Genomic DNA, 21,240 nt, shown 5'->3' with positions numbered 1-21,240 from the left:
TGCAAAGGTTTCTTCCCACCTGACAGGGCTTTACAACCCGAAAGCCTTCTTCACCCACGCGGCGTTGCTGCGTCAGGGTTTCCCCCATTGCGCAATATTCCTCACTGCTGCCTCCCGTAGGAGTCTGGACCGTGTCTCAGTTCCAGTGTGGCTGATCATCCTCTCAGACCAGCTAACCATCTTGGCCTTGGTAGGCCGTTACCCTACCAACAAGCTAATGGTCCGCGAGCCCATCCCTGGGCGCCGGCTTCTTCGAGAGGCCGACTTTGACCCCTTGAGCCGAAGCTCATGTGGTCTTATCCGGTATTAGCGGGCCTTTCGGCCAGTTATCCCGGTCCCTGAGGCAGGTTACCCACGTGTTACTCACCCGTGCGCCACTTTACTCCACATCCCGAAGGACGTGTTTCTCGTACGACTTGCATGTGTTAGGCACGCCGCCAGCGTTCGTTCTGAGCCAGGATCAAACTCTCCAGTTATACTGAAGTATCGTTGACCCGAACGTCTTACTATTCAGTTTTCAAAGATCAACGGGGACGGTTTTGCCCATAGCCCCCAGCTTCCAGCTTATCCGTTTAATATGTCACCTGTCAAGAAGAAAGGTTCGCTGGAATTTTCGACTGCCCCTTTGATGGGGAAGCACTACATATACCCTGCCTCAAAAAACCTGTCAAGAGGAAAATGCCGAAAACGAAAAATAATCATCACTCTTCACTGATAAAGCCCCCGGAGGCTTCCCAAGGAACCATCTTTGGGTCCCTTGAAGTCCTCCGAAAGGTCGCTGCAACAAAACATCCTCAGGGGATGCAGGACCGCGCCGCGCTGGATCCGAAAACGCTCCGTGGAAACAAATGCGCGGCGCGCACAGGGGGTTCAGGCTGATTTCTTAGCGGCCTCGGGCCACACCAACTGGACCGCGTGGACCGGGCATGCCTGTTCGCACAGGCCGCATCCTACACACGCCTTGGGGTCGTAAAGGCCTGCGATGTATTCGTTGTCCACTTCGTACATCCCTAGAGCCTGGAAGGGGCAGACCGCACTGCACACTTCGCAGCCTACGCAATCTTCTTTCCACACGTACGGTTTGGGCCAGTCGACTCTTTTTATCCTGGGCGGTTTTGTTCCCTGCGGGTCGCGGATCGCGCCGTACGGGCAACCTCGGGCGCACACGCCGCATTCGATGCAACGAGACGCATCAATGCTGTGGGGTTGCTTCTTTTCTCCACTGGAGGCCCTTGTGGGGCAGGCTCTTGCGCACGTCTGGCAGCCTTTACATTCCTCCTGTACGATCTGATAGGCCATTGCACCGCTCCTTCGCTGCTATCACGAGAGATATTGGGTCGGGCCGGCATTTACCTCCGGCCCGTGGGATGGGGAACTTTCAGACTACTTTGATTGCCGGCGAGTGTCAACAGCCGATAAGGCGACGGCCGTTCCGATCGGATCGTGAACCGAGAGACAGGGAATGGCTTCCCCGTCTCCGGATCGAAGGTCAATAATTTGAACTGGTTCGTGAGGAATTGCAGTCACGTCTAAGGAAAGCAAACGTATGGTTCCACGCGGACGCCGACGCGCCTCATATGAAAACACCGACCGTTCCACATAACACTAGCACGGCCCATTTGCGGTCCGGTGTTGAACGCCATAGATCTAGGCAACCCGCCGCTATACCGATTCAACGCTCTTAACAGTGGGGACTCTCTCCTTGAGGATTCTTTCAATTCCCATCTTTAGAGTCATCTGGCTCATGGGGCATCCGCCGCAAGCTCCTGTGAGTCTCAGCTTGACCACTCCATCGGCAGTAACATCAACGATCTCGGCGTCCCCTCCGTCAGCCTGAAGCTGCGGACGAACCAGATCAAGGGCCGCCTGAACCTCTTCTCTCATAGTCTTGCTCCTTTCGTAGGGTTTCACCCCCAATATTTGCGTGTGACCCTACCATACAACTATTTTGATGCATGCCAAAGAAAAACGTTCCTGCTGATAAGGCAACGGTGGGGGGCTGGCCGCGTGTAGCCTTGCATGGCTCGCTTGAAACGTGAGCAGACATCTACCCCTAGAATTCTGCAGAACACATGTCGCCAGCGTTCAGAAATGACCGTGCAGCAAACCGTGTCCGTGTAATGGGGCGTGCCATCCCCTACCTTTAGAAATCTTGATTGATAAGTCAGGCAGCCCGATCAACTTCCGCTTTGAGCCAAGCCCTGAGTTCATCGGTTATTCCGCAGGCCGCGTTTTTGCACGCAAAGAAATCTACCGACTCGTCGATCAAGTTCTGAGGCGCCTCCACCTCGTCGATAATCTCATAATCTTTGTGGCTGTGGCGGACAATGACCAGTCTGGCCGGCTTCTTCAAAGCGTTGATCTTAAAGTAGACGCTTTCTTCATTGCACGATTTCGCATGGTCCAGGCCTCGGGACCAGTTCGTTCCCCACTCCATGTACCTGGAGACAGCCTCATAAGGATGGAGATCCCAGTCTATTAGCGAAGCTACTTTCTTGTCCCTAAAGATTTCTCTCACGTTTTTCACAGATATCCTCCTTGAAATTGAGATGTCTGTCATAAAATATGCGCATTCCCGACTTATAAGTGATGATGCATCATTTCGGCAAATGATTCAGAAGCCGTTACGGATCCTTTCACCGCGCGCGTCAGGAAAACTGCATGGCCACGGCCCGCGCGGGCTTCCAGGATTGAGCTAAACGGCATGTACACTAACGCTTCTCATTTTCAATAAGTTATGGTATAATTATAATGTTAAACTCAATGTATTCGGACCAAGAGGCGGAGGTTCAATTATGAGAACGGGTGCGAAAATTGTTTGCGTGGTCCTGTTTGTCCTTTTGATGGGGCCCATAAACGCTTTGGCGGCCGGATACGAGCGATATCGTCCTGGAGGCTCGGACTCCCAGGTCAGCGCGCAGGACGCGAGCGGGGTGTGGGGATCCGTGAAGAAGGGATTGTTTGTCGAGAAATATCCCGTCATCTTGGACGAGGCTGCTCTGGCGGTCAAGGATCTTTTAAGCCAGTTTGGAGTCGTCGACAAGAAGACCAAATGATGGAGTGGGGCGGCGCTGTTCGTGGACAGTGCAAGGTCGTCCGGAAATTACTGACCGGACCCAACTTTTTTGAGGCTGCCGGTTCATTATGGTGAAATCCTTGAGGAGGCAACAATGAAGAGAGTGTCAAAGATTCTGGTCGCGTTGCTCTTCTTGGCCCTAATGTTCCCTCTCGCTGCAAGCCCTGCTCCAGTCAACGAGAACTACAGCGCCGGCGTGCTGGCGCTAAAATCGGGCGATAGCCAAAAAGCGGTGACTCTGCTTTCCAAGGCGATCGAGGCGCGTCCCGGAGAATTCCGCTTCTACAACGATCGCGGCGTGGCTTACCGGATGATGGGGGACCTGGAAAAGGCTGTAGCGGACTATTCCAAAGCCATTGAGTTGAAGCCGGATTATACGAACGCCTTGAACAATCGCGGGGTGGTTAACTTGCAGCGAGGTCTGTACGACAAAGCCGTACAGGATTTCTCAGAGGCCTTGAAATACGGGGGCTTGGAATCAAAGATTTACACGAATCTGGGAGCGGCCTACGCTGCGAAGGGGGATCATCGGACAGCGATCAAGAATTTCGACGCGGCAATTTCCCTTCGCCCGATGGACTACCGCGCGTTCATTTTTATGGCGGAAACCCTTGAAAAAATCGGGGACAAAGAAAGAGCCGTGAAGATGTACCAGTTGGGCGTCGGATTAGTCCCTGACGCGGCCTTATCAAGTCGTCTGGAAAAAAAGATCGCCTCCCTTGAGAAGACCTTGTTGGTCGGGCGTCAGAGAGCTGAGACGTCGGCGAACGTTCAAGCCGGTCGCGCCGATCAGGCCGTCCCGGAGAAAAGTCGCTCGGATCAGACCGCCAAACCTGATGCCGGTCAGACCAGGAAGATCATTCTTGCTAAACCAATACCCCCAACTGCTCCCGAAGTCCCCAAACCTTCCGCTCCGGACTCCGTTGAGCCGGGAATCGAAACACCGGAGAACCTGGAACAACGAGCCAGAACGAGAATTATGGGAAAAGTGGCCCCTGCTTCTGCCGAGATTCTCCGTCAGGGCATGGAATTCCTTGAAAAAAATGACTCCACCAAGGCCCTGATACGGTTCGAAGACACGCTCCAACTGGAAAAACGGAAAAAGAACGAACTTGGAGTGGCCTGGAGCAGCTTCGAGATCGGCAGGGTCTACTCTAGGTTGGGAGATCATCTTAAGGCCGCGTCGTACCTGGACGTAGCTCTGAAAATCTTCCGCAAAGCGAAAGCCCAGGATGAGGTCATACTGGCCCTTCTTGAATTGGCAGGCTCCAAGGCGAAAGCCGGGCACAAGGATCAGGCCGCCGCGCTTTACTCCGCCGCAGCGAACCTGGCCGTCTCCGTGGGGCACCACGGGCTCTCGAAACCGATAGCCAACCTGGCCGCTGGAAAACCTTATGAACAGCCGAAACCTGCCGTGGCTTTGACGAAACAGACCAAAGCAGACCAGCGTACTGCCTCCGTGGGCGATCAGACGGGAAGGGCAACTGCTCCAGTAACAGGTCAACCCAGGCCGGCCGTCAACAACGGACAGCACTTGCGGACCGGGCAGCCTGGTAGCGTTGTTGCGGGTGGGCCACTACCGGAGACGGTGCGAAAACCTGCTCCGCCGCCGACATCGCAGGAACGAATTACGGTTTCGCAGCAAGTTTCCAGAATGGTAGAAAGAAAGGCTGAACCGGAAAGGCCGGCTGCCGCGTCCAAACCCAAACCGACTCAAGCAAAGCCTGCACAGGTCGAGACAAACGTGGCGGCGCCGGGTGGAGTGGAAAGCGCTCAAGCACATGCAGCGTCCCCAGGACTGCAAGCGAGTGCACGCAGGTCGCCAATCCAAGAAACATCCGCAGAGAACCGGATCAGAGAAGATCTGGCCACGTTAAAGAAATTGAGGGCCTCCAATGATGAGGCCCACATGGTAAACGTCCTGGAAAGACTGGCGAATCACTATATTCGACGGAAGGAATACAAGAAGGCTTCGTATTGCTTGAATGCATCGCTGGCGCTGCAACACAAACTTGGCCTTGACAAAGGCCGCCAAAAGGCATTCTACCAGAGCGGTCTTTTAAAAGAAAAGCTGGGTGATCAAGCGGGGGCTATCGAGGACTTGACCCGCGCAAGCGTGCTTTCGGACGGTAAAACGGGTCCCAAGGCAATCAAAGACCTGGATGCCAGAGTATCGGACCTGGCGGCAAGGCTCAAGATAGACGCTCCGGCGATCTTGGCCGGATTCAAAATGCTCTGGAAGGCGCGAGCGGTCGGGGATGACCAGACTGAAACCGAAGCCCTGTACGCCATCGGCAAGCTGTATGACAAGGCTGACAAGCCGGCGGAAGCACTCAACTATTATGAGCGATCTTCTGCATCCATGCTTGTGGACAAAGCCAGAATGCATCAGAAGATGGGTAGCCGGCAACTGGCTCAGGACGCGTACGATCGAGCGCTGGAAATCTTCAGAAAGCTGGATTACTCGCGATATATCGGCCTGGTCAAAAAAATCCGAACCCCGCGATTTTTCTCAAAACAGTGAGGCCCAAGCTGCCGGCGACAAACTCAACGCACGGAAACGTAGGTTGTATGCAAACATACAAATACGGTTTTTCGGAACAGGATGCTAGCGGCCGAGGAGAGGTAGAATCTTGACAAGCAACTGGGTGGCAATACCGCTCTTGGTCATTGCCGGCATTTCGCTGGCGCTGCTGTATCTGAAGGGAAGGTCCACTGAAGCTCTTATCGGAGCAGTTGTGCTTGTGGTAGCGGCGTATCTTATCTTGTTAGGGGGCGGGGACGATGGTGGGGGGAGGGACGATCGCACATGAAGGGGCTCGCAGACTTCACCGGTGAAAGTCTGCCCCGCCGAATTACGGACTCGTAACCTGGTAAGTATAAGAGAATTTGACGCTATTGCAGCCATCCAGACAGATTTGATGGCCGTAGCGCTTGCATGCCAAGTCCGCCTCAAATCCTATGTCGGGTGACTGGTCCACAGCAATGGCGAACGCGAAGTTCCCGACCGAGTTGTCCTGCAGGCAGCGGCAGGTTATATGGCATTTGGTCCAGACCTGTCCCCCCCAGGCGGTCGCAAAGGAAGCCAGGGCGAGTGCAAGAACCAATATTATTGTGACGCCGATTCTTGAAGGGCCCATAGGCTCACCCGCTTTTCTTTCTCAAGGCCTTACCTTATCACAGCTTCTTGAGGCGATGCAACACAGATAAATTGATGACAGTCATGCTTATGGCCAAAAAAGGCTTTAGAAAACTATGGGCGGGCAAGTGCGTCATACCAGGTCGCGTTCAAACACTGAAGGATCAAGTGGATCCCGCACGGACCTGAGCGACCTCAGGTCCGTGCTGATTTTGGATCAAACAATCTTCACCGTTTGAAGGCGAATCCGTATCAGCACTCGCCTTACTAGGTCAGCCGGCGAAAAAGATGATAGGAGTTGAGGTCACTTGGCCGCGGGGCGGCCCGATTTTTCCGCACTTAACCTAACGTCTACTTATGATGAATAAACGACTTGATGATTACGGTATAACATGCTATAATAAATTAGTATATTGGAGGTATAATATGTCGGTCTACCTCAGAACAGTCGTGTTGGTGGCTATTGCCTCTTTGATTTTGGCTTCTCAAGCCTGTGCTTTCGGAGAAGACATTCTTGCACTTACCGGCCAGTACACTTTCTTCATCAAGCCGGACCCGTGCTCCAATACTACGTACTACCAAAAGTTGGTCCCATGTCTGGCCGAGGAGACCGTTCCTGTGCCGAGGCCGACTGTGCGGGTTTATCCTGTGCCGGTTCCGGCGCCTCAGAGGCTGCCCATAATAGTATCGGAATCGCCGGTAGGGTGTGCCGAGGGCTCCGGTCCTTGCGTTCAGTGTTTTCCTCAGGCAAGCTCCAAGCCTGGCAGCAAACAAGTACTGGGTCCACGGCCGCTTCCGGTTCCGGTACCGGGGACCGAAATCGTGCCGCGGCATGTGACGCGCCCCGTGTTGCGGCCCCAATGGTTTGCCGTAACAGAAATCCCCGCTCCCCCGCGCCCTGTGAGAAAAGTCGGAGCAGGGGGATAACGCGAGTTTGCCTTCAAACCATGAAGAGGGTTCCGGCCGCTTCCGGCATATCCGTTTGTCCAGGACCTTCACGACTCCAGCGTGGATGACTTGGCTGCACGGAGTTGCCGCAAGCGGCCTTGTCACCCCTGGGGGAAATTCGCGGAGGGGAAGCGAAGGAGCATGAGGTCAGACAACCTTCGATAATCGCTTTCTCACCGTTGAATTCGCTTCAAACGCGTGGTAATCTGGCGCGGTTCCAACTACTTTTTAGGGAGTCAGCATGAATTTAAGCGAGATCGTGGACCGCTTTGCCCAGGATACGCCTGACCATCCTGCCCTGGTTTTTGAAGACCGGACCGTTTCATACGCGGAACTCCTCGGTTCCATAAACAAGTTGGCCAACGCCCTTGTGAAGGCCGGAGTCAAAGAGGGTGACCGGGTGGTCACGTTGATGGGTAACCGTCCCGAGCTTGTTGCAGGGTACTTTGCAGCAATAAGAATCGGAGCGCTTGCCGTAACGCTCAACCCGCTGTCCACGGTCTATGAGTTGAGTCACTACCTGGCCGATTGCAAACCTGCTGCCATAGTCTGCAAAGAAGATCAGATCAGCAAGATCGAAAGCATAAGAGATCGCTCCGAATACCTCAAGATCATAGTTAGCACTGATTCCGCCGAGGGCGCGGTTTCGTTCGACGAGATAGAAAAAAACTTTGATGACCGATTCCGAGCCGTCGACGTCAAGCCCGATCATCCCGCGGTAATCATTTTTACGGCCGGGTTGCTGGGAAAAGCGCTGGGAGCCACGCTCAGCCACAACAACCTCGATACCAATTCAATTCTTTTGAGAGACGTTTGCGGACGAGGCCAAGAGACTCATGCGCTGGCCTTGATACCGTTGTTTCATGCGTTTGGGTGCTCGGTCAATTTGCTGGGTACCCTCAAGGCCGGCGCGACGGCGTACCTTGTGGAGAAAGTGGATTTCCCCAAATTGATTCCCTGGTTGAAGAAAGCCCGCATAACATACACGGGCCTGGTTCCTATGGTCTATTATGGCCTTCTCTATCATCCTGCCTGCAAGGACTTGGACCTCTCCAGTCTTGAAATCGCCATAAGCGGTGGCGCACCTCTTTCCATGGAGATTTATGAAAAATTCTGCGCTCGGTACGACATTGACATCTTTCACGGATATGGTCTGACGGAAGCATCCCCGGTAGTTTCGTGGAACAACATCAACATTCCTAATAAGCCCCCAACGGTCGGGAAGCCCATTCCCGACTGCGTCGTCGAGATTCACAGCGAGGAAGGAAAACCCTTGGCTCCGGGAGTTGAAGGCGAGGTAGCGGTCAAAGGCTCCAATGTGATGTTGGGGTACTTTGGGAGACCCACCGAGACTGAGAGAGTGATCCGCAACGGATGGCTGTATACAGGCGATCTGGGGTTCCTGGACGAAGAAGGGTACCTTACGCTCACGGGACTAAAAAAGGACCTTATCATAACATCGGGGTTTAACGTCTATTGCCAGGAAGTCGAGGAAATCCTGATTCGACATCCGCATGTGGCGGACGTTGCATTGGTGGGTGTGCCCGATTTGATGAGAGGTCAGGTCATTGAGGCGCTGGTTGTTCCGGAAAGTGGAGCAAAGATAGAAGAGCGAGAGATCATCAGGTCCTGCAAGGCGTATCTATCCAAATACAAGTGTCCTCGCAAGGTCACCGTGGTAAAAGAAATCGTGCGAGACGAGCACGGCAAACCTTCCAGCTGGCGATAGAATGGACAACAAGAGCTATCTCCGGGGAGCGATCTCGATTTGAACATCTTGTGGCGCACCGTGAGTCTCGTTGTGCCGGAAGGCACTCGAGACGGCCCCGAATTCAGGAAACGAGTCGAGTGGATGATGCTGCTCCGGCTGGTGGTAACCACCCTTCTGCTCGGAGCGACCATTTTCTTCCAGTTTCGTGAATCTCGGGCGTTCTTCGTCGATCCAACCGTTCCTCTTTACATACTCGTCGCTGCGACCTTTCTTCTGAGCCTCATATACGTTTTCTCTCTCCCGTTGGCCATCGATCTGTGGGCGTTTTCGTTCTTCCAGATAATTGTGGACGTCTTCTACGTCACCATAGTCATTTATTTTACAGGTGGAGCGTCCAGCGTCTTCACTTTGCTCTATCTGTTTCCAATTATTGCTTCCGCGATTTTGCACTACAGACGGGGAGCTTTGATTATTGCGTCCATGGCCTCGGTCCTGTTCGGATTGCTTCTCAACCTGGAATTTTATCATGTCATCCCGGCTGCCGATTGGCCGTGGATGAGCCCCTGGAGCAGAAATACGCCGGGCTATATCCTGTGGGTGTTGGTAGTTCACGTCACCTTTTTCTATTTCATCGCAGTGGTAGCCAGCTCGGTGGCAGAGCAACTTCAGAGCACCAGGATCTCGCTCCGCCGGAAGGAAAGCGATTATACCAGGCTTTCCGATCTTCACACCGGGATAGTCCGGTCTATTCCCAGCGGAATAGTAACCACCGACGAGAATGATCGAATAACGTTCGTGAATACAGCCGGCAGCGCGTTGCTGGGCAGTCCTTTGCCTGACCTGGTCAGCCTGCCCCTGAGGAATATCTTTCCGGTAATCGACGACCAGGTAAGAACGAGCGCTATGCGCCGCGAGACTTATCGAACCGTCAAGGACATTCACGGGGAAAAGAAGCACCTGGAACTGGTAGTGTCGGACCTTAAGGACCGCGATGGTGTTCCGACGGGACGGCTTGTAGTCTTCCAGGACGTGACCGATATCAGAAAAATGGAAGAACGGGTGAGTTTGAGCGAACGACAGGCCGCGTTCGTGCGGATTGCCGCTCGTATGGCCCATGAGATACGAAATCCGCTTGCATCGCTTAGAGGCGCGACTGAACTGCTCGCCCAAACTTCCGGGAGCGTACCCACGGAGAGAAGGCTCCTGGACATTGTCATCCGGGAATCGGATCGGCTGAATTCCCTGCTCGGGGAATTTTTGCTGACTGTGAGCGATCAACCGCCCCGCAAGATCCGGGTGCTGTTGACGGATCTTGTGGAGGAGACTGTAGATCTGTTTGCCAGAGAGCCTCGTGTTTCAGGAAAGGTGTCCTTGGAAACGCGAATCCACAAAGGCGTTGAAGTGGAAGGGGAACCGGCTCGTCTAAGGCAGGCTTTGTGGAATCTCTTGACCAACGCCCTGGATGCGACTCCGGACGGCGGGGTTATCAGAGTAGTGCTGGAGTCCGAGCCCAGTTCTAAGGAAGCGTTGGTCAAGGTCCAGGATTCCGGCGTGGGAATTCCGTTGGAGATAAGGGACAGGATTTTCGAGCCGTTCACCACTACCAAAGAGAAGGGGACAGGGCTCGGTCTGTCCCTCGTCCTAAGTGTTGCCAAGGCACACGGGGGAACGGTCGATGCCGAGAGTTCTCCCGGCGCGCTCACGGTCTTCACGTTGCGGCTTCCGCTGGCGACCAACACAGCTATAGATGACACGAGAGAGCAGAGACATGGCTGAAAGAATCCTGGTTGTTGACGACGAACCCAGCATGCGAGAATTCCTGGAAATCATGCTTGTTCAGGAGGGTTACCAGGTCAGTACCGCTTCTACGGGGGAGGAAGGCGTCAAGACCTATCGGCTTTCCGAGCCGGAACTTGTTCTCACGGATGTCCGGATGCCTGGAATGAGCGGCCTGGACCTCATCAGGGAGATACATAGTATTGACCCGTATGTCCCCATAATTGCAATAACCGCCTACGCTTCTGCTGATGACGCGCTTAGAGCCGTTCGAGAAGGCGCGTACGATTACTTGTCGAAACCTTTCCAGGTGGAAGACCTGCGCATCATAATCCGTAATGCGCTCGAGGCCCGGCGCCTGCGCAGGGAGAACCTCGATCTGAGACGGTCCGTCGAGGAGAGCTATAGGTTCGGAGACATCATTGGCAAGTCGCCTGAGATGCTGGACATCTTCAACTTGATTTCCCGGGTGGCTCCCTCGAAAGCGAGCGTTCTTATTTTAGGCGAATCCGGAACAGGCAAAGAACTCATCGCGAAAGCGATGCATCAGTGGTCTTCCAGGGCCGACAAACCTTTTGTTACGGTTAATTGCACCGCTATTCCCGAAACCCTTCTGGAATCGGAAATGTTCGGCCATGTGAGAGGATCTTTCACAGGCGCTGTGGCCAACAAACCGGGGTTGGTCGAGACCGCTCACACGGGCACACTGTTTCTCGACGAAATCGGAGAACTCCCTCCTTCTATTCAGGCCAAGTTACTGCGTTTTTTGCAGGAAAGAGAATTCCGCAGAGTGGGGTCGAACGAGGACAAAAAAGTGGATGTTCGCGTCATCGCCGCAACCAATAAAAAACTGGAAAGAGAGATCGAGAATGGCAATTTCAGGGAAGACCTCTACTATCGGCTCAACGTGATCCGAATCCGCCTGCCTCCATTGAGAGAGAGAGAAGAGGACATCCCGATCCTGATAAGCCACTTTCTAAGCAAATTCGCAGGCGAACAGGGCAAAGAGATACACAAGGTGTCATCACTGGCCATGCGCGTATTGAGTAAATACGGATATCCGGGCAATGTGCGCGAGTTGGAAAACATCATCGAAAGGTGTGTGACTCTGGAACAATCCGACCAACTGACGGCGGAAAACCTGCCCCCACGATTGGCTGAATCCACCGAAGCAACCGCCGCGCCGGCGGACACGGACATTCCCCCTGATGGCATCGATCTGAACAGAACCATCGAAAATATGGAGAAGAAGCTCATCGTAAGGGCATTGGAGATAACCGGAGGAAACCGGTCCAGGGCCGCCAGGCTGCTGGGCATTTCTTTTCGGTCGCTCCGATACAGGCTGGTTAAGCTGGGAATGGACCACGAGGAAACAGTAGATACATGAGAAACTATGCGGTGATCCTCTCCGCGGACCTTCCAACTTCGGAAGAAGTTGTGTCCGCGGTGAAAGAGGTAGGAAAAATCGTTGACGGAGTTAAGATCGCGGAGGCCACCCTCCTTGAATCGGGCAAGGAAATTCTACAAAGAATAAGAGACCTTATTGAGGACAAACCTCTTCTGGTTGACTTGAAAGTAGCGGACATCGGATTTCTAGCCAACGGTACCTGGCAAGGCACCAATTCGAAGATAATAAAATGCCTTGAAAATTCCGGTGCGACCCACGTGACTGTACATGGGTTTCCCGGCCCAACATCGGTTGCGGAAGCAGTCGATACCGCCAAGACAGCAGGGCTGGGAGTCTTGCTGCTGCCGCTCATGAGTCACGCCGGCGCTCGCCTATTTTTCTCCAGGCCTGTGAATCGTTCCGACGTGGTCTATGCGTCGTTGAAAGCCGAGATGAACCTTCAATTCCCTGACGAACCCTCATGTACAGACGTCACAGAAGGGATATTGTTGTTGGGGGAGGCATTAGGAGCGGACGGTTACATCGGCCCTGCAACGCGTCCAGTGGATCTGCAACGGTATCGAGCGTTGACTCAAAGGCCTATCTGGTGCCCCGGATTCGGGCGTCAGGACCGAATGGGGAGAACTCTTGAGGAGCAGTTCCGGGAATGGGCCCAAATAGTTGGGCCTTCTTCCGCGGCAATAGTGGGATCCACTATTTTCGCCGCGTCGGACAGGGTAGCCGCAGCACGGAACGTGGCGGAACTGCGCGACAAAGCGGTTCAGTAGTCTTCCCGTTCAGGAATTATCTGCAATCCTGATTGGTCACCCTTGGGTCGTCATGCCTGCCGTCGGACATCATGTCCCCGTCAGTTGGGGGTTTTCCGTCATTCAGTGCACTTTCGGCCAGACGGTTGTGTAGGTAACGCACCCGGCTTCTGGTCTTGTCCTGCAGGCAACCTACATCCAGTTTCTCGTTTTTTTCCGTGCATGACGTTTCTCGCTCCTTCAACCATTGGCGCTGGTCATTCCTTGCCTCATAGCCCGCGAAGCGCATCCATCGGCTAAATGCGTCCGCCATCTCTCCGTCAAACATTTTCAGGACTTCGTCCCTACAGACCGCCTTCTCAACTTGGCTTTTCGCCTCGTTACAGTCAACACTCGGCCCGATAGACCGGCGACTCCTCGACCGGACCAGTTCACGGATATCCAGCCTCTTCTCGGCTTCTGTCAACCGTGGATTCCGAGCGAGATAGTGACCGATCCCGTCTCCATTGCTGTCCCTCTCATCCGAAGACGCCCCCGCGTCAAGGAGAAGCTTCATCACTTCCGTCCCGGCGTTTTCGGCAGCGTACATCAGGGGCGTTCTTGCCGTCCGTCGGATGGGCGAGTCACCCGTCCATGACTTCATCTCCACCGTCTTCCGGTTCGGGTCAGCGCCCTGGGAGAGAAGCAGACGGACCGTATCAGGGCGGTTCATGTGCGCGGCCGTCATCAGTGGTGTCTTTCCGAATCCGTTCCCCGCGTTCGGATCTGCCTCCGCTTCGAGGAGGAGGCGCATCCCTTCTTCCCATTCGACGGCCTCGTGCAGAGCGAGAGAAATTTCAATATCAGGCCGTTTCCGATCAATCGAAAATAGCGAGGAGGCATCGGAATAGTTCGGTTGATTCTTGTCTCTGGAACCGTCAGGACTACGCTCCTTTTCTTTGCGGAGTGCCTCTTTGAGCGCCTCCTGGTCGCGGTCGAATATAGGCCGATTCAGCGGTGGACGCCGCAGTTCGTAAAGATCTCGTTCAGGGTCGTAACCGTGCGGGACAAGTAACCAGGCGGCGATGACCTCCTCAATCACGCGTTGGGCCGCTTTTTTCCCCTCTTCCCTGGCAAGGCCGAAAGCACTCACGTAATATTTTTCCAGTGCGGCCACGGCCGGATCGATGTGCTGGAGGAACGTCTGATACTCTCGCCGGTTCCAGACCTCGAGGAAGCTCCAATCCTCGAGGAATCTCTTCATCCGATGATCGTACCGAAAATATGAGCTGCACCAAGTTTCTGGCGTGGCACGCGAGACAGCCCAGGGGCGAAAAGCGGCGCGGTCAACCGCTGCATTTGCCCCTCCTTCATGATCGCTACACGCGCGGCAGCGTTCACCTTGATTCCCGATGGTTGAAAGCACCTTGAGGAACGGGCTGATTCCGGGAATCCTCCGAAAATTCTGAACTAAACTTTTGTGCGGAGAAAGGCAGACCACACAACGCGGATCGACCTTACCATCCGCCTGCAAGCGGAAGGTCGTCAGCCGAGTTGTATTCAGATCTCTGTCGGGAGGCGGTTCGGCGAAGAAGTAATACCTGCTCCGCCAGTGAAATAGACGATGGCCATACGAGTCTTCGCCCGTATCGATCTTTTTGCGATCGTCTCCAGCTAAAAGGCCGAACGGGTGATACATGACCGGAGCATCGGGAGACCATTTGTTATCGACGTGCCGATAGGAGTTTTCACAGCCCTGTGATTTCTCCGACCAAGCCTGTTCTTTTACGGCCTTGTCAAAGGAACCGACCGACGGAAATACAAAGAATTCACTTCCTTCCATTCCTCCCGGCCACGTGCATCGGCGTCCGACCACTGCTTGCATTCGACCGGTTCCGTCGAGGTCGAGGCCCCCCTCTTCGACCTTGTCCCATTCAAGCCAAGTTATGCCGTCTTGGGCCTTTCCGGTCATTCTGGGATTGGCGTCGGACGAAAAGAACCGCTCCCGCGCGCCCTTGATAATGGTGGCGCAAAGTTCAAGGTCTCGGTTCTCAACCAGGGCCGGCAGGAAGGGATAGCGGGTCGCGGGGAACAGAGACTTCGCATCCATGGGAGACCGCGTGAATTGCTCCTCTTCGACCGTCCGATGGTTGACGACCGGCCCCGTCGGCAAGGGGTGACTGCCGTCAAACTGGGATGGCTGATCAGCCGCGAGGGACAAAGCCCCAGCCAAGAACAAGGCAAGCGCAAAGGAAAACATGAATGTCCTCAAGGCAGCATTCGACCGGGTCGGCTCAGAGATAAATCCTCTGTTACACAACGGAATCCTCCTCTCTTTGCGCCGGCGTATTGACAACAAATTCAGATTTTCTACATATAAACCATAAAGCTCCGGCTTGTTGCCTTGGATTTTCATGATCTTGACCCACCGTGCCATGGAGGGTCTGGAAAACCACCTCGCCTCCCCAACAATGAGTAGATCGATCCGTGTCAGATGCGGAGTCTTGGTTGTCTGCCCGCATAACACGCCATTCGAGTGATTGCCAGAGAAACTCTAAAACCTCTGTACATGGATTAGGTTCCCAGTGCATTGGCTGTCCCCCTGGGCCCAGAATGACATCGGTTCGTGCAATCGTGATGACGACGATGAGGAGAATTCGTGGAGATTTTGTGCAAAGTTGGTGCAAAAACGCTAGAACTTCGTGGCAGAAACTCCCGGATCAAAGTTCGGGGCAGGCTCCGAGTTCGCAGAGAAGGGTCGGGGCGCACAGTCAAGGCTGTCTCAAAACTGAAAAATCCCGGCGACCGTGTCATGTGTTGTAGGGGCGGTTCGTGAACCGCCCGAAATCATGTCGCTTCTCGAAGCGCCCCTACCGGGGAATGGATGCCTTCAGGATTTTGAGACAGCCTCAGTCGTGCGGCCCGACTCTCAGCGGTCTCAGCGATCTCTGCGGTGAGAGATCTCTTTCTTTGCTTGCGATTTCGTGTCCCTCGTTTTATAAGAAAAGGTTACGGGGTGTAGCGCAGCCTGGTTAGCGCGCGTGCCTTGGGAGCACGAGGCCGCCGGTTCAAATCCGGCCACCCCGACCACGAGTAGAGAAATTTGCGGGGGAAGCTTCGTACGTTGAATAGCTTCCCCCGATTACCTTACCAGCTCGCACCGTCGGGGCAATTCCCACCCGGAAATCCCGCTAATTCTCCAAAGGATTTAAAGCCCATGAGATCTGTCCGTCACAGATTCCCCGCTTTATTGAAAATTCTCATTGTCCTGGCTTTTGCGGCTTCCACCTGCGCCTGGACCGGAACGGAAGCGGGCGCGCAGCCCCTTAAACTTACGATTCTTCACATGAATGACGCGCATGCTCACTATCTTCCATATGAAGAAAAAGGATCGGAAGGCCTGATTGGGGGATTCGCCAAGGCCAGGACGGTGATTGCCCGGGAGCAAGCCAAAGCCGCGGCTGACGGCCGCAAAACGTTGATTTTCTATGGGGGCGACCTCCTCATGGGCACCCCATTTTCCACCGCGTTCAAGGGTGAACTCGGCGTGAAGTTGATGAACATGATGGGATTCAACGCCATGGTGGTGGGCAATCATGAATTCGACTACGGACAGGAAAATATTCTATCCAGGCTGAAGCCCACCATGGGCTTTCCCCTTCTCAGCGCCAATACAAAGACTAAAGCAGGGCAGGGCCTCTTCGACCGGATGGTGGTCAAAGAGATCCCGGAGGCCAAGGCCAAGGTGGTGGTTTTTGGCCTGACAACAGTACAGACGCCGGAGACAACACACCCGCGCAATGTGAAAGGCCTCCTGTTCGAGGACCCTGTAGCGACCGCCAAGAAATTCGTCAGCGGGCGGAGCAACGACGGGTTGATAATTGCTTTGACGCATCTGGGAGTAGAAGAGGATAAACGGTTGGCGGGAGAAGTGCCGCAGATAGGCCTGATCATCGGGGGCCATTCCCATACCGCTTTGTTCAAGCCCCTGAAGGTTGGAAACACTCTTATCTGCCAGGCCGGGGCTTATGCCAAATATGTAGGTAAGCTGGACGCGGACGTAGTAGACGGGAAGATAGTGAAATACCACGGCGAACTGATTCCTTTGACAGCCGCAATCAAAGAAGATCCCGAGGTGTCCGGAGTAATAACCGAATACAAAGCGAAACTGGACAACAGTCTGAAAACGGTAATAGGTAAGACAGAGGTCTATCTGGAGGGCGGCCGAAGCGCGGTAAGGTCCGACCGGGAAACTAACCTGGGCAAGCTCATTACTTATAACATGGCGGTGAATGCGGCGTCGGACGCTGCGGTTGTAAATGGCGGGTCCATACGTTCAAGCCTAAACGTGGGAGATATTACCCTAAACGACGTGTACACGGTCTTGCCGTTTCCCGCCACCGTGGTGAGAATGGCGCTCCAAGGTGAGGACCTCGCTGCTGTGCTTCAAAGAAGCGCGGACCTCGGGGAAGGGAGTGGGGGGAAGCTTCAAACATTTGGCATTACCTACCAGATCGATCAGGGCAAAGTAAGAATTCAAAAGATCCGCGGCCACCAGTTTGAACCGACTGAAACATACTCAGTAGCCATAAATGATTTCCTGGCAGCGGGCGGAGACGGATACACGCTCTTCAAAGAAAAAGGTACAAACGTGTACGAGTCCGGTATATTGGTAAGTGACATCTTGATTGACTACATAAAGAATGCGAAAGCGATAACTCAAAGCACAATCGATGAACTCAGGTAGGCCGCTTGTGCCTGAATGAACCGCCCGCCGGAGGAGAAGAGCATGCCCAAAATTGGAATCTTGGCTGTTCCCGCACCACGCAAGAAATGAACTGCGTCATGGTAGGAGCTTTGGTAATTTGCGCGGCAGGCAGGGGCCTGCTCGGACCACGGTCCTGATGAATCCATCGATCTACAGAGATTCTCAATAGTCTTCGCGGAATGAAATCGCACTGCTGGACAAGCCAGCAGTGGCACCCACAATTCAATCCGTGATTACTTTCGGGAACCGCTATAAACTTTTGTCTGGTTCCTCGCCTTGCTTTGTCCATTCCAGGACTCGTCTCAAGAGCTTCTTATAGTCATCGGAGAGTTTGGCTTCCCGGATCGTAAGCGCTTTATCGGATTTTTCGAGGGCTTCTCTCAGCACTAATAGTCCTGATGCAAACCTCTTGCCGGGGGGATCGAATGAGTCCAGGCAGCGTTCACAAAACTTTCGATGTTCCCACGGAAAAGGCTCCAGTGCGATATAGGAAGAATATATCCACCCGTACAGGACTGTCATGTCGTGAGAGTCCAGGGTCTCGCCTCGGCGGATGAGAGAAGCCAAGAGTTCCTTGGCGTCGGCCGGAGTTACCATTTTGGGCCTCAAGCTCGATCAAGGTACCGATTAACTGGGAACCTGAGTGAATATTCGGCCACAGAGTTCGCGCGCCGGCACACGAGGAGATTTATTTCAGGCGTAGTCGCCTTACGCTTCTGTGCAGGCTGAGTTTGACGGCTATTTGGACAATTGGGTGAATTGTTGCCCTCGGATTTTCAGGAAAGACAGGTGCCATTGGTACACTTCACACGACTCGCAGTCTTGGCCGCAGCAGGCATCTGTCTCGTCGTAAAAAATCGAGTGCAACTTTGCCTTTATCAGCCAGCACGAACGCCCAAAATGAGGGAATACCTTGCACCCGTCTCTGCCTTCGCACTTCTTGATTTGCCAGCACTTGTCAAATCGGTCCACCTTGAGTTGCTCCCCTCTGATGTTTACTCCCCTGGTTCGCGGGACTAGGGTGCGGTAAAAGTCAAAGTTGCAATTAGCGTACCGCGACAGGAGGATGTTTTCTCGGCGGTCCGGGAGCCAAAAAGCCGGGTCCCTCCTCCAAAAGTCCCTGTCGATTTTTTTTACACACTGTCAAAAAAAGTTCGAATACACGGCCAGATTTCTTAATATATCCGTCACGGTAAGGCCCTCTTAGCCTTTGGCGTCTCACCACTCAAGCAAGCTTTGAACCGCATAGCGATGCTTGTATTGTGCAAGCGGCTCTCAGCTTGATTACCTCAGGGGAAGGAATTCGATATGACCGAAGCGTTGAAGCGTCCCGACCTGGAACCGTCCGGTGCCTTCGTTGAGACAGTAACGGTAGAACCGAAGGGCTCGGGGATTTTGACCGACCTTAGATTTGCCGCTAAAGACCTTATCGACCTAGAGGGATACAAGACTTCCTGCGGCAACCCCACCTGGCGCGACACCCATCCAGTAGCGGCTACCAACGCTGTATGCGTCGATCAGCTTCTCTTTGCCGGCGCCACATGTATTGGGAAGACCATCACGGACGAACTGGCCTTCGGGCTGGACGGGGAGAACTCCTTCTATGGCACGCCATTGAATCCCAAAGCGCCGAACCGCGTTCCAGGCGGATCATCCAGCGGATCTGCATCTGCTGTGGCATGCGGAATGGCCGATTTTGCACTTGGAACGGATACAGGCGGATCAATAAGGGTCCCCGCAAGCAATTGCGGGATTTTCGGAATGCGCCCCAGCCACGGCAGGATTTCAGTAGCAGGGGTCAATCCTCTCGCTCCTACCTTTGATACTGTGGGTGTCTTGGCCTGCAATTGCGAGGTGCTGGCAAAAGCCGCGTCTGTGCTGTTGGCATGCGACATCCCCCCCGGTGTTGAAGTAGGCGCCGTGCATTTGCTCGAAGAAGCCTTTGCCGCCTGCGATCCCGAGGTCAAAGACGCTGTTGCGAGGCCGGTAGAAATGATAAAGGCCTTGTTTCCGGGAAAAGTAAGGAAAACTTCTCTCCAAGAAATTGGTGAGGAAGCGTCCGAGACGGGGTTAAGAGGTTGGTATCACACTTATTGTCACATTCAGTGGGCGGAAATCTGGAGTTGTCTGGGGGGCTGGGTGCAAGACGCCAAACCCGAATTCGGCGCGCGGACCCGAGTGAACTTTGAGCTTGTCAAAAACATGGATCGGCAGACCATCGTGAAGGCCCTGCGCAGCCGGGAGATCTGTTTTTCGCTCCTTAAAGAGTTTCTCGGGCCCAACGATCTGTTGTGCATGCCAACCACACCGACCCTCGCTCCAAATAAGGGCTCTCTGGGAATCGACCGCACCACAGACAGATACTTCCCCAGGACCCTGTCTATGACAGCCATTGCAGGAATCGGACGGCTGCCCCAGGTCACGCTTCCCGTGGCCGATGCCTCTGGCGTTCCCGTTGGTCTGTCATTGCTTGCAGGGCAGGGGAGGGACGCCTTTCTGGTGGCAGCCGCACAAATGGTGGCCTCAGAGCTATTCAAGTAATGCCGAAATGGCCAGCCACATGCCGCGAGCGGCTCGTTCTGGGCAATGCGACGGAATGATATTACCAACGGAGGTCATTTCCCGATCAGCCGCGAGTGCTCTTTCAGCATACAAGCATCTTGTATTACCGTCAGGCCTCCGTCTTTCGCCTTTTTGGCAGCATCTTCGTTCGTGATACCCTCCTGCATCCAAAGCACTTTGGCGCCTACCGCTACGGCTTCTTCTGCTATCGGAGGCAAGAATTCAGGTCGTCTGAACACGTCCACCACGTCTATAGGCTCAGGGATGGATTTTAGGTCAGGATAGCTTTTCTCACCCAGTACTTCCTGGGCCGCGGGATTTACAGGGATTATGCGGTACCCGTGATTTTTCAAATATAAGGCGACCCTGTTGCTCGGCTTGGACGGGTCCGTTGAAATGCCCACCACCGCGATGGATCTAGCACCCTCGAGCAATTTCTTCAGGTCCGCGTCGGAAATATTCGGTAATGCCATTATCTTTCACCCCCAGATTTTGATCGTAATATACTTCACGAGTGGTTTGCGGGGGAGACTTTTTTGTTCAAAAGGGTGTCCCGGACAATTACTTTCAATTGAATATCGGTCCTGATTTCACTTAGTACGCCGGAATAGCCAGGGTGGGACTGGATTCGGTTTCGACCACAAACCCAGTTTGTTCTTGAGCGCCTCGGATTCAAGGTCCCTCAGTTCAAGATTATCCTCCGCATAACGGCGGTACCACCATGCAAGCCCTGCCCTGACAAGCTCTTTGTTCAAGGATTTTCCTTCCACACTGACCCATGCCACAGTGCGGCCGTACTCGTCGCGGTCTGCGGGCAATACTTGAGCTATCTTGCCAAAGGCAAAATCGGCGGTGAACTGACTGGCTCTCGTTCCGAAGTCTTGATCGTGTTCCGGACAATCGACCCCGAACAACCGAATCCTTTCGGCCCTTCCAAAATGCATCACCGAGATGGTGTCACCGTCGTGAACCTCGACCACTTTCCCGGACCAGGCAAAAGTGAAAGCCGGGAAGACTAGAAGTATTGCCGAAGCTAAGCAGATTGCCGTCCTTTTCAATCCTGCCGCCTTCCGAGTTCTTGCTGTGTGAAAGCTTTCCTGAAGCCGGATTTTCCAAACATGAGGTCC

The 21,240-nt window shown here is 54.0% G+C and carries 18 protein-coding genes, 1 tRNA gene and 1 rRNA gene; 11 read left to right on the top strand and 9 right to left on the bottom strand.

The features are described from left to right. The 4 genes from HY913_16075 to HY913_16060 form a co-directional block, all read right to left on the bottom strand. Window positions 1-476, bottom strand: a 16S ribosomal RNA gene (locus tag HY913_16075); the annotation flags it as partial. A gap of 394 nt (window positions 477-870) precedes the next feature. Further along, the gene (locus tag HY913_16070) at window positions 871-1,299 is read right to left on the bottom strand and encodes a 4Fe-4S binding protein (GenBank protein MBI4964793.1); all 429 of its coding nucleotides are present in this window, start codon (window positions 1,297-1,299) and stop codon (window positions 871-873) included. Window positions 1,300-1,662: 363 nt separating this feature from the next. Next, window positions 1,663-1,884 (bottom strand): NifU family protein, encoded by a 222-nt coding sequence (locus HY913_16065; protein ID MBI4964792.1) that lies wholly within the window; start codon window positions 1,882-1,884, stop codon window positions 1,663-1,665. A gap of 280 nt (window positions 1,885-2,164) precedes the next feature. Beyond that, window positions 2,165-2,527 (bottom strand): hypothetical protein, encoded by a 363-nt coding sequence (locus HY913_16060; protein ID MBI4964791.1) that lies wholly within the window; start codon window positions 2,525-2,527, stop codon window positions 2,165-2,167. A gap of 268 nt (window positions 2,528-2,795) precedes the next feature. On the opposite strand from HY913_16060, the gene HY913_16055 reads away from it, so the two are divergent. The 3 genes from HY913_16055 (at window position 2,796) to HY913_16045 (ending at window position 5,889) form a co-directional block, all read left to right on the top strand. Beyond that, window positions 2,796-3,056, top strand: coding sequence for a hypothetical protein (locus HY913_16055; protein ID MBI4964790.1), 261 nt, complete (start codon window positions 2,796-2,798; stop codon window positions 3,054-3,056). Between the two features lie 114 nt (window positions 3,057-3,170). Then, window positions 3,171-5,600: a tetratricopeptide repeat protein gene (locus HY913_16050; GenBank protein ID MBI4964789.1), complete on the top strand. Its 2,430-nt coding sequence runs from the start codon at window positions 3,171-3,173 to the stop codon at window positions 5,598-5,600. Window positions 5,601-5,709: 109 nt separating this feature from the next. Beyond that, window positions 5,710-5,889, top strand: a complete 180-nt coding sequence (locus HY913_16045) for a hypothetical protein (GenBank protein MBI4964788.1) — start codon at window positions 5,710-5,712, stop codon at window positions 5,887-5,889. 42 nt (window positions 5,890-5,931) lie between these two features. On the opposite strand, the gene HY913_16040 is transcribed toward HY913_16045, so the two are convergent. Next, complete coding sequence (locus HY913_16040) at window positions 5,932-6,216, bottom strand: hypothetical protein (GenBank protein MBI4964787.1); 285 nt, start codon at window positions 6,214-6,216, stop codon at window positions 5,932-5,934. Window positions 6,217-6,641: 425 nt separating this feature from the next. On the opposite strand from HY913_16040, the gene HY913_16035 reads away from it, so the two are divergent. From HY913_16035 to HY913_16015, 5 genes are all read left to right on the top strand, one after another. After that, complete coding sequence (locus HY913_16035) at window positions 6,642-7,142, top strand: hypothetical protein (GenBank protein MBI4964786.1); 501 nt, start codon at window positions 6,642-6,644, stop codon at window positions 7,140-7,142. 262 nt (window positions 7,143-7,404) lie between these two features. After that, window positions 7,405-8,892, top strand: a complete 1,488-nt coding sequence (locus tag HY913_16030; protein ID MBI4964785.1) for an AMP-binding protein — start codon at window positions 7,405-7,407, stop codon at window positions 8,890-8,892. A 39-nt stretch (window positions 8,893-8,931) separates the two neighbouring features. Further along, window positions 8,932-10,650: a PAS domain S-box protein gene (locus HY913_16025; protein ID MBI4964784.1), complete on the top strand. Its 1,719-nt coding sequence runs from the start codon at window positions 8,932-8,934 to the stop codon at window positions 10,648-10,650. Continuing rightward, the gene (locus HY913_16020) at window positions 10,643-12,037 is read left to right on the top strand and encodes a sigma-54-dependent Fis family transcriptional regulator (protein ID MBI4964783.1); all 1,395 of its coding nucleotides are present in this window, start codon (window positions 10,643-10,645) and stop codon (window positions 12,035-12,037) included. The genes HY913_16025 and HY913_16020 overlap by 8 nt, the downstream gene beginning before the upstream one ends. Continuing rightward, entirely contained in the window at window positions 12,034-12,825 is a 792-nt protein-coding gene (locus HY913_16015) for an orotidine 5'-phosphate decarboxylase (protein ID MBI4964782.1), read from the top strand. The genes HY913_16020 and HY913_16015 overlap by 4 nt, the downstream gene beginning before the upstream one ends. A 16-nt stretch (window positions 12,826-12,841) precedes the next feature. On the opposite strand, the gene HY913_16010 is transcribed toward HY913_16015, so the two are convergent. Further along, on the bottom strand, window positions 12,842-15,043 hold the full coding sequence (locus HY913_16010; protein MBI4964781.1) for an ankyrin repeat domain-containing protein: 2,202 nt from the start codon (window positions 15,041-15,043) through the stop codon (window positions 12,842-12,844). A gap of 752 nt (window positions 15,044-15,795) precedes the next feature. Between HY913_16010 and HY913_16005 the strand changes: the two genes are divergently transcribed. Together HY913_16005 and HY913_16000 are read left to right on the top strand one after the other, a co-directional pair. Then, a tRNA-Pro gene (locus HY913_16005) sits at window positions 15,796-15,873 on the top strand. A gap of 127 nt (window positions 15,874-16,000) precedes the next feature. Further along, the gene (locus tag HY913_16000; protein ID MBI4964780.1) at window positions 16,001-17,530 is read left to right on the top strand and encodes a 5'-nucleotidase C-terminal domain-containing protein; all 1,530 of its coding nucleotides are present in this window, start codon (window positions 16,001-16,003) and stop codon (window positions 17,528-17,530) included. A 270-nt stretch (window positions 17,531-17,800) separates the two neighbouring features. On the opposite strand, the gene HY913_15995 is transcribed toward HY913_16000, so the two are convergent. Then, window positions 17,801-18,148 carry a hypothetical protein gene (locus tag HY913_15995; protein MBI4964779.1) on the bottom strand — a complete coding sequence of 116 codons (348 nt, stop codon included), beginning with the start codon at window positions 18,146-18,148 and terminating at the stop codon, window positions 17,801-17,803. 723 nt (window positions 18,149-18,871) lie between these two features. On the opposite strand from HY913_15995, the gene HY913_15990 reads away from it, so the two are divergent. Next, window positions 18,872-20,092, top strand: a complete 1,221-nt coding sequence (locus HY913_15990) for an amidase (GenBank protein ID MBI4964778.1) — start codon at window positions 18,872-18,874, stop codon at window positions 20,090-20,092. 74 nt (window positions 20,093-20,166) lie between these two features. Here HY913_15990 and HY913_15985 read toward each other — a convergent pair whose 3' ends face one another. Continuing rightward, window positions 20,167-20,586 carry a CoA-binding protein gene (locus HY913_15985; protein MBI4964777.1) on the bottom strand — a complete coding sequence of 140 codons (420 nt, stop codon included), beginning with the start codon at window positions 20,584-20,586 and terminating at the stop codon, window positions 20,167-20,169. Window positions 20,587-20,703: 117 nt separating this feature from the next. Continuing rightward, the gene (locus HY913_15980) at window positions 20,704-21,171 is read right to left on the bottom strand and encodes a thermonuclease family protein (protein ID MBI4964776.1); all 468 of its coding nucleotides are present in this window, start codon (window positions 21,169-21,171) and stop codon (window positions 20,704-20,706) included. Window positions 21,172-21,240 lie beyond the last annotated feature (69 nt).

The sequence above is a fragment of the Desulfomonile tiedjei genome, assembly GCA_016212925.1.
Lineage (GTDB): Bacteria > Desulfobacterota > Desulfomonilia > Desulfomonilales > Desulfomonilaceae > JACRDF01.
The sequence above is the reverse complement of the archived record's forward strand: the minus strand, read 5'-3'. Positions and strand labels throughout refer to the sequence as shown.

Excerpts from the sequence above, each read along its gene's own strand:
- HY913_16015 (MBI4964782.1), top strand. The coding sequence starts at position 12,034 with ATGAGAAACTATGCGGTGATCCTCTCCGCGGACCTTCCAACTTCGGAA.
- HY913_15985 (MBI4964777.1), bottom strand. The coding sequence starts at position 20,586 with ATGGCATTACCGAATATTTCCGACGCGGACCTGAAGAAATTGCTCGAG.
- HY913_16065 (MBI4964792.1), bottom strand. The coding sequence starts at position 1,884 with ATGAGAGAAGAGGTTCAGGCGGCCCTTGATCTGGTTCGTCCGCAGCTT.
- HY913_16050 (MBI4964789.1), top strand. The coding sequence starts at position 3,171 with ATGAAGAGAGTGTCAAAGATTCTGGTCGCGTTGCTCTTCTTGGCCCTA.
- HY913_16030 (MBI4964785.1), top strand. The coding sequence starts at position 7,405 with ATGAATTTAAGCGAGATCGTGGACCGCTTTGCCCAGGATACGCCTGAC.
- HY913_16010 (MBI4964781.1), bottom strand. The coding sequence starts at position 15,043 with ATGTTTTCCTTTGCGCTTGCCTTGTTCTTGGCTGGGGCTTTGTCCCTC.
- HY913_16035 (MBI4964786.1), top strand. The coding sequence starts at position 6,642 with ATGTCGGTCTACCTCAGAACAGTCGTGTTGGTGGCTATTGCCTCTTTG.
- HY913_16000 (MBI4964780.1), top strand. The coding sequence starts at position 16,001 with ATGAGATCTGTCCGTCACAGATTCCCCGCTTTATTGAAAATTCTCATT.
- HY913_16055 (MBI4964790.1), top strand. The coding sequence starts at position 2,796 with ATGAGAACGGGTGCGAAAATTGTTTGCGTGGTCCTGTTTGTCCTTTTG.
- HY913_16040 (MBI4964787.1), bottom strand. The coding sequence starts at position 6,216 with ATGGGCCCTTCAAGAATCGGCGTCACAATAATATTGGTTCTTGCACTC.
- HY913_16020 (MBI4964783.1), top strand. The coding sequence starts at position 10,643 with ATGGCTGAAAGAATCCTGGTTGTTGACGACGAACCCAGCATGCGAGAA.
- HY913_15995 (MBI4964779.1), bottom strand. The coding sequence starts at position 18,148 with ATGGTAACTCCGGCCGACGCCAAGGAACTCTTGGCTTCTCTCATCCGC.
- HY913_16070 (MBI4964793.1), bottom strand. The coding sequence starts at position 1,299 with ATGGCCTATCAGATCGTACAGGAGGAATGTAAAGGCTGCCAGACGTGC.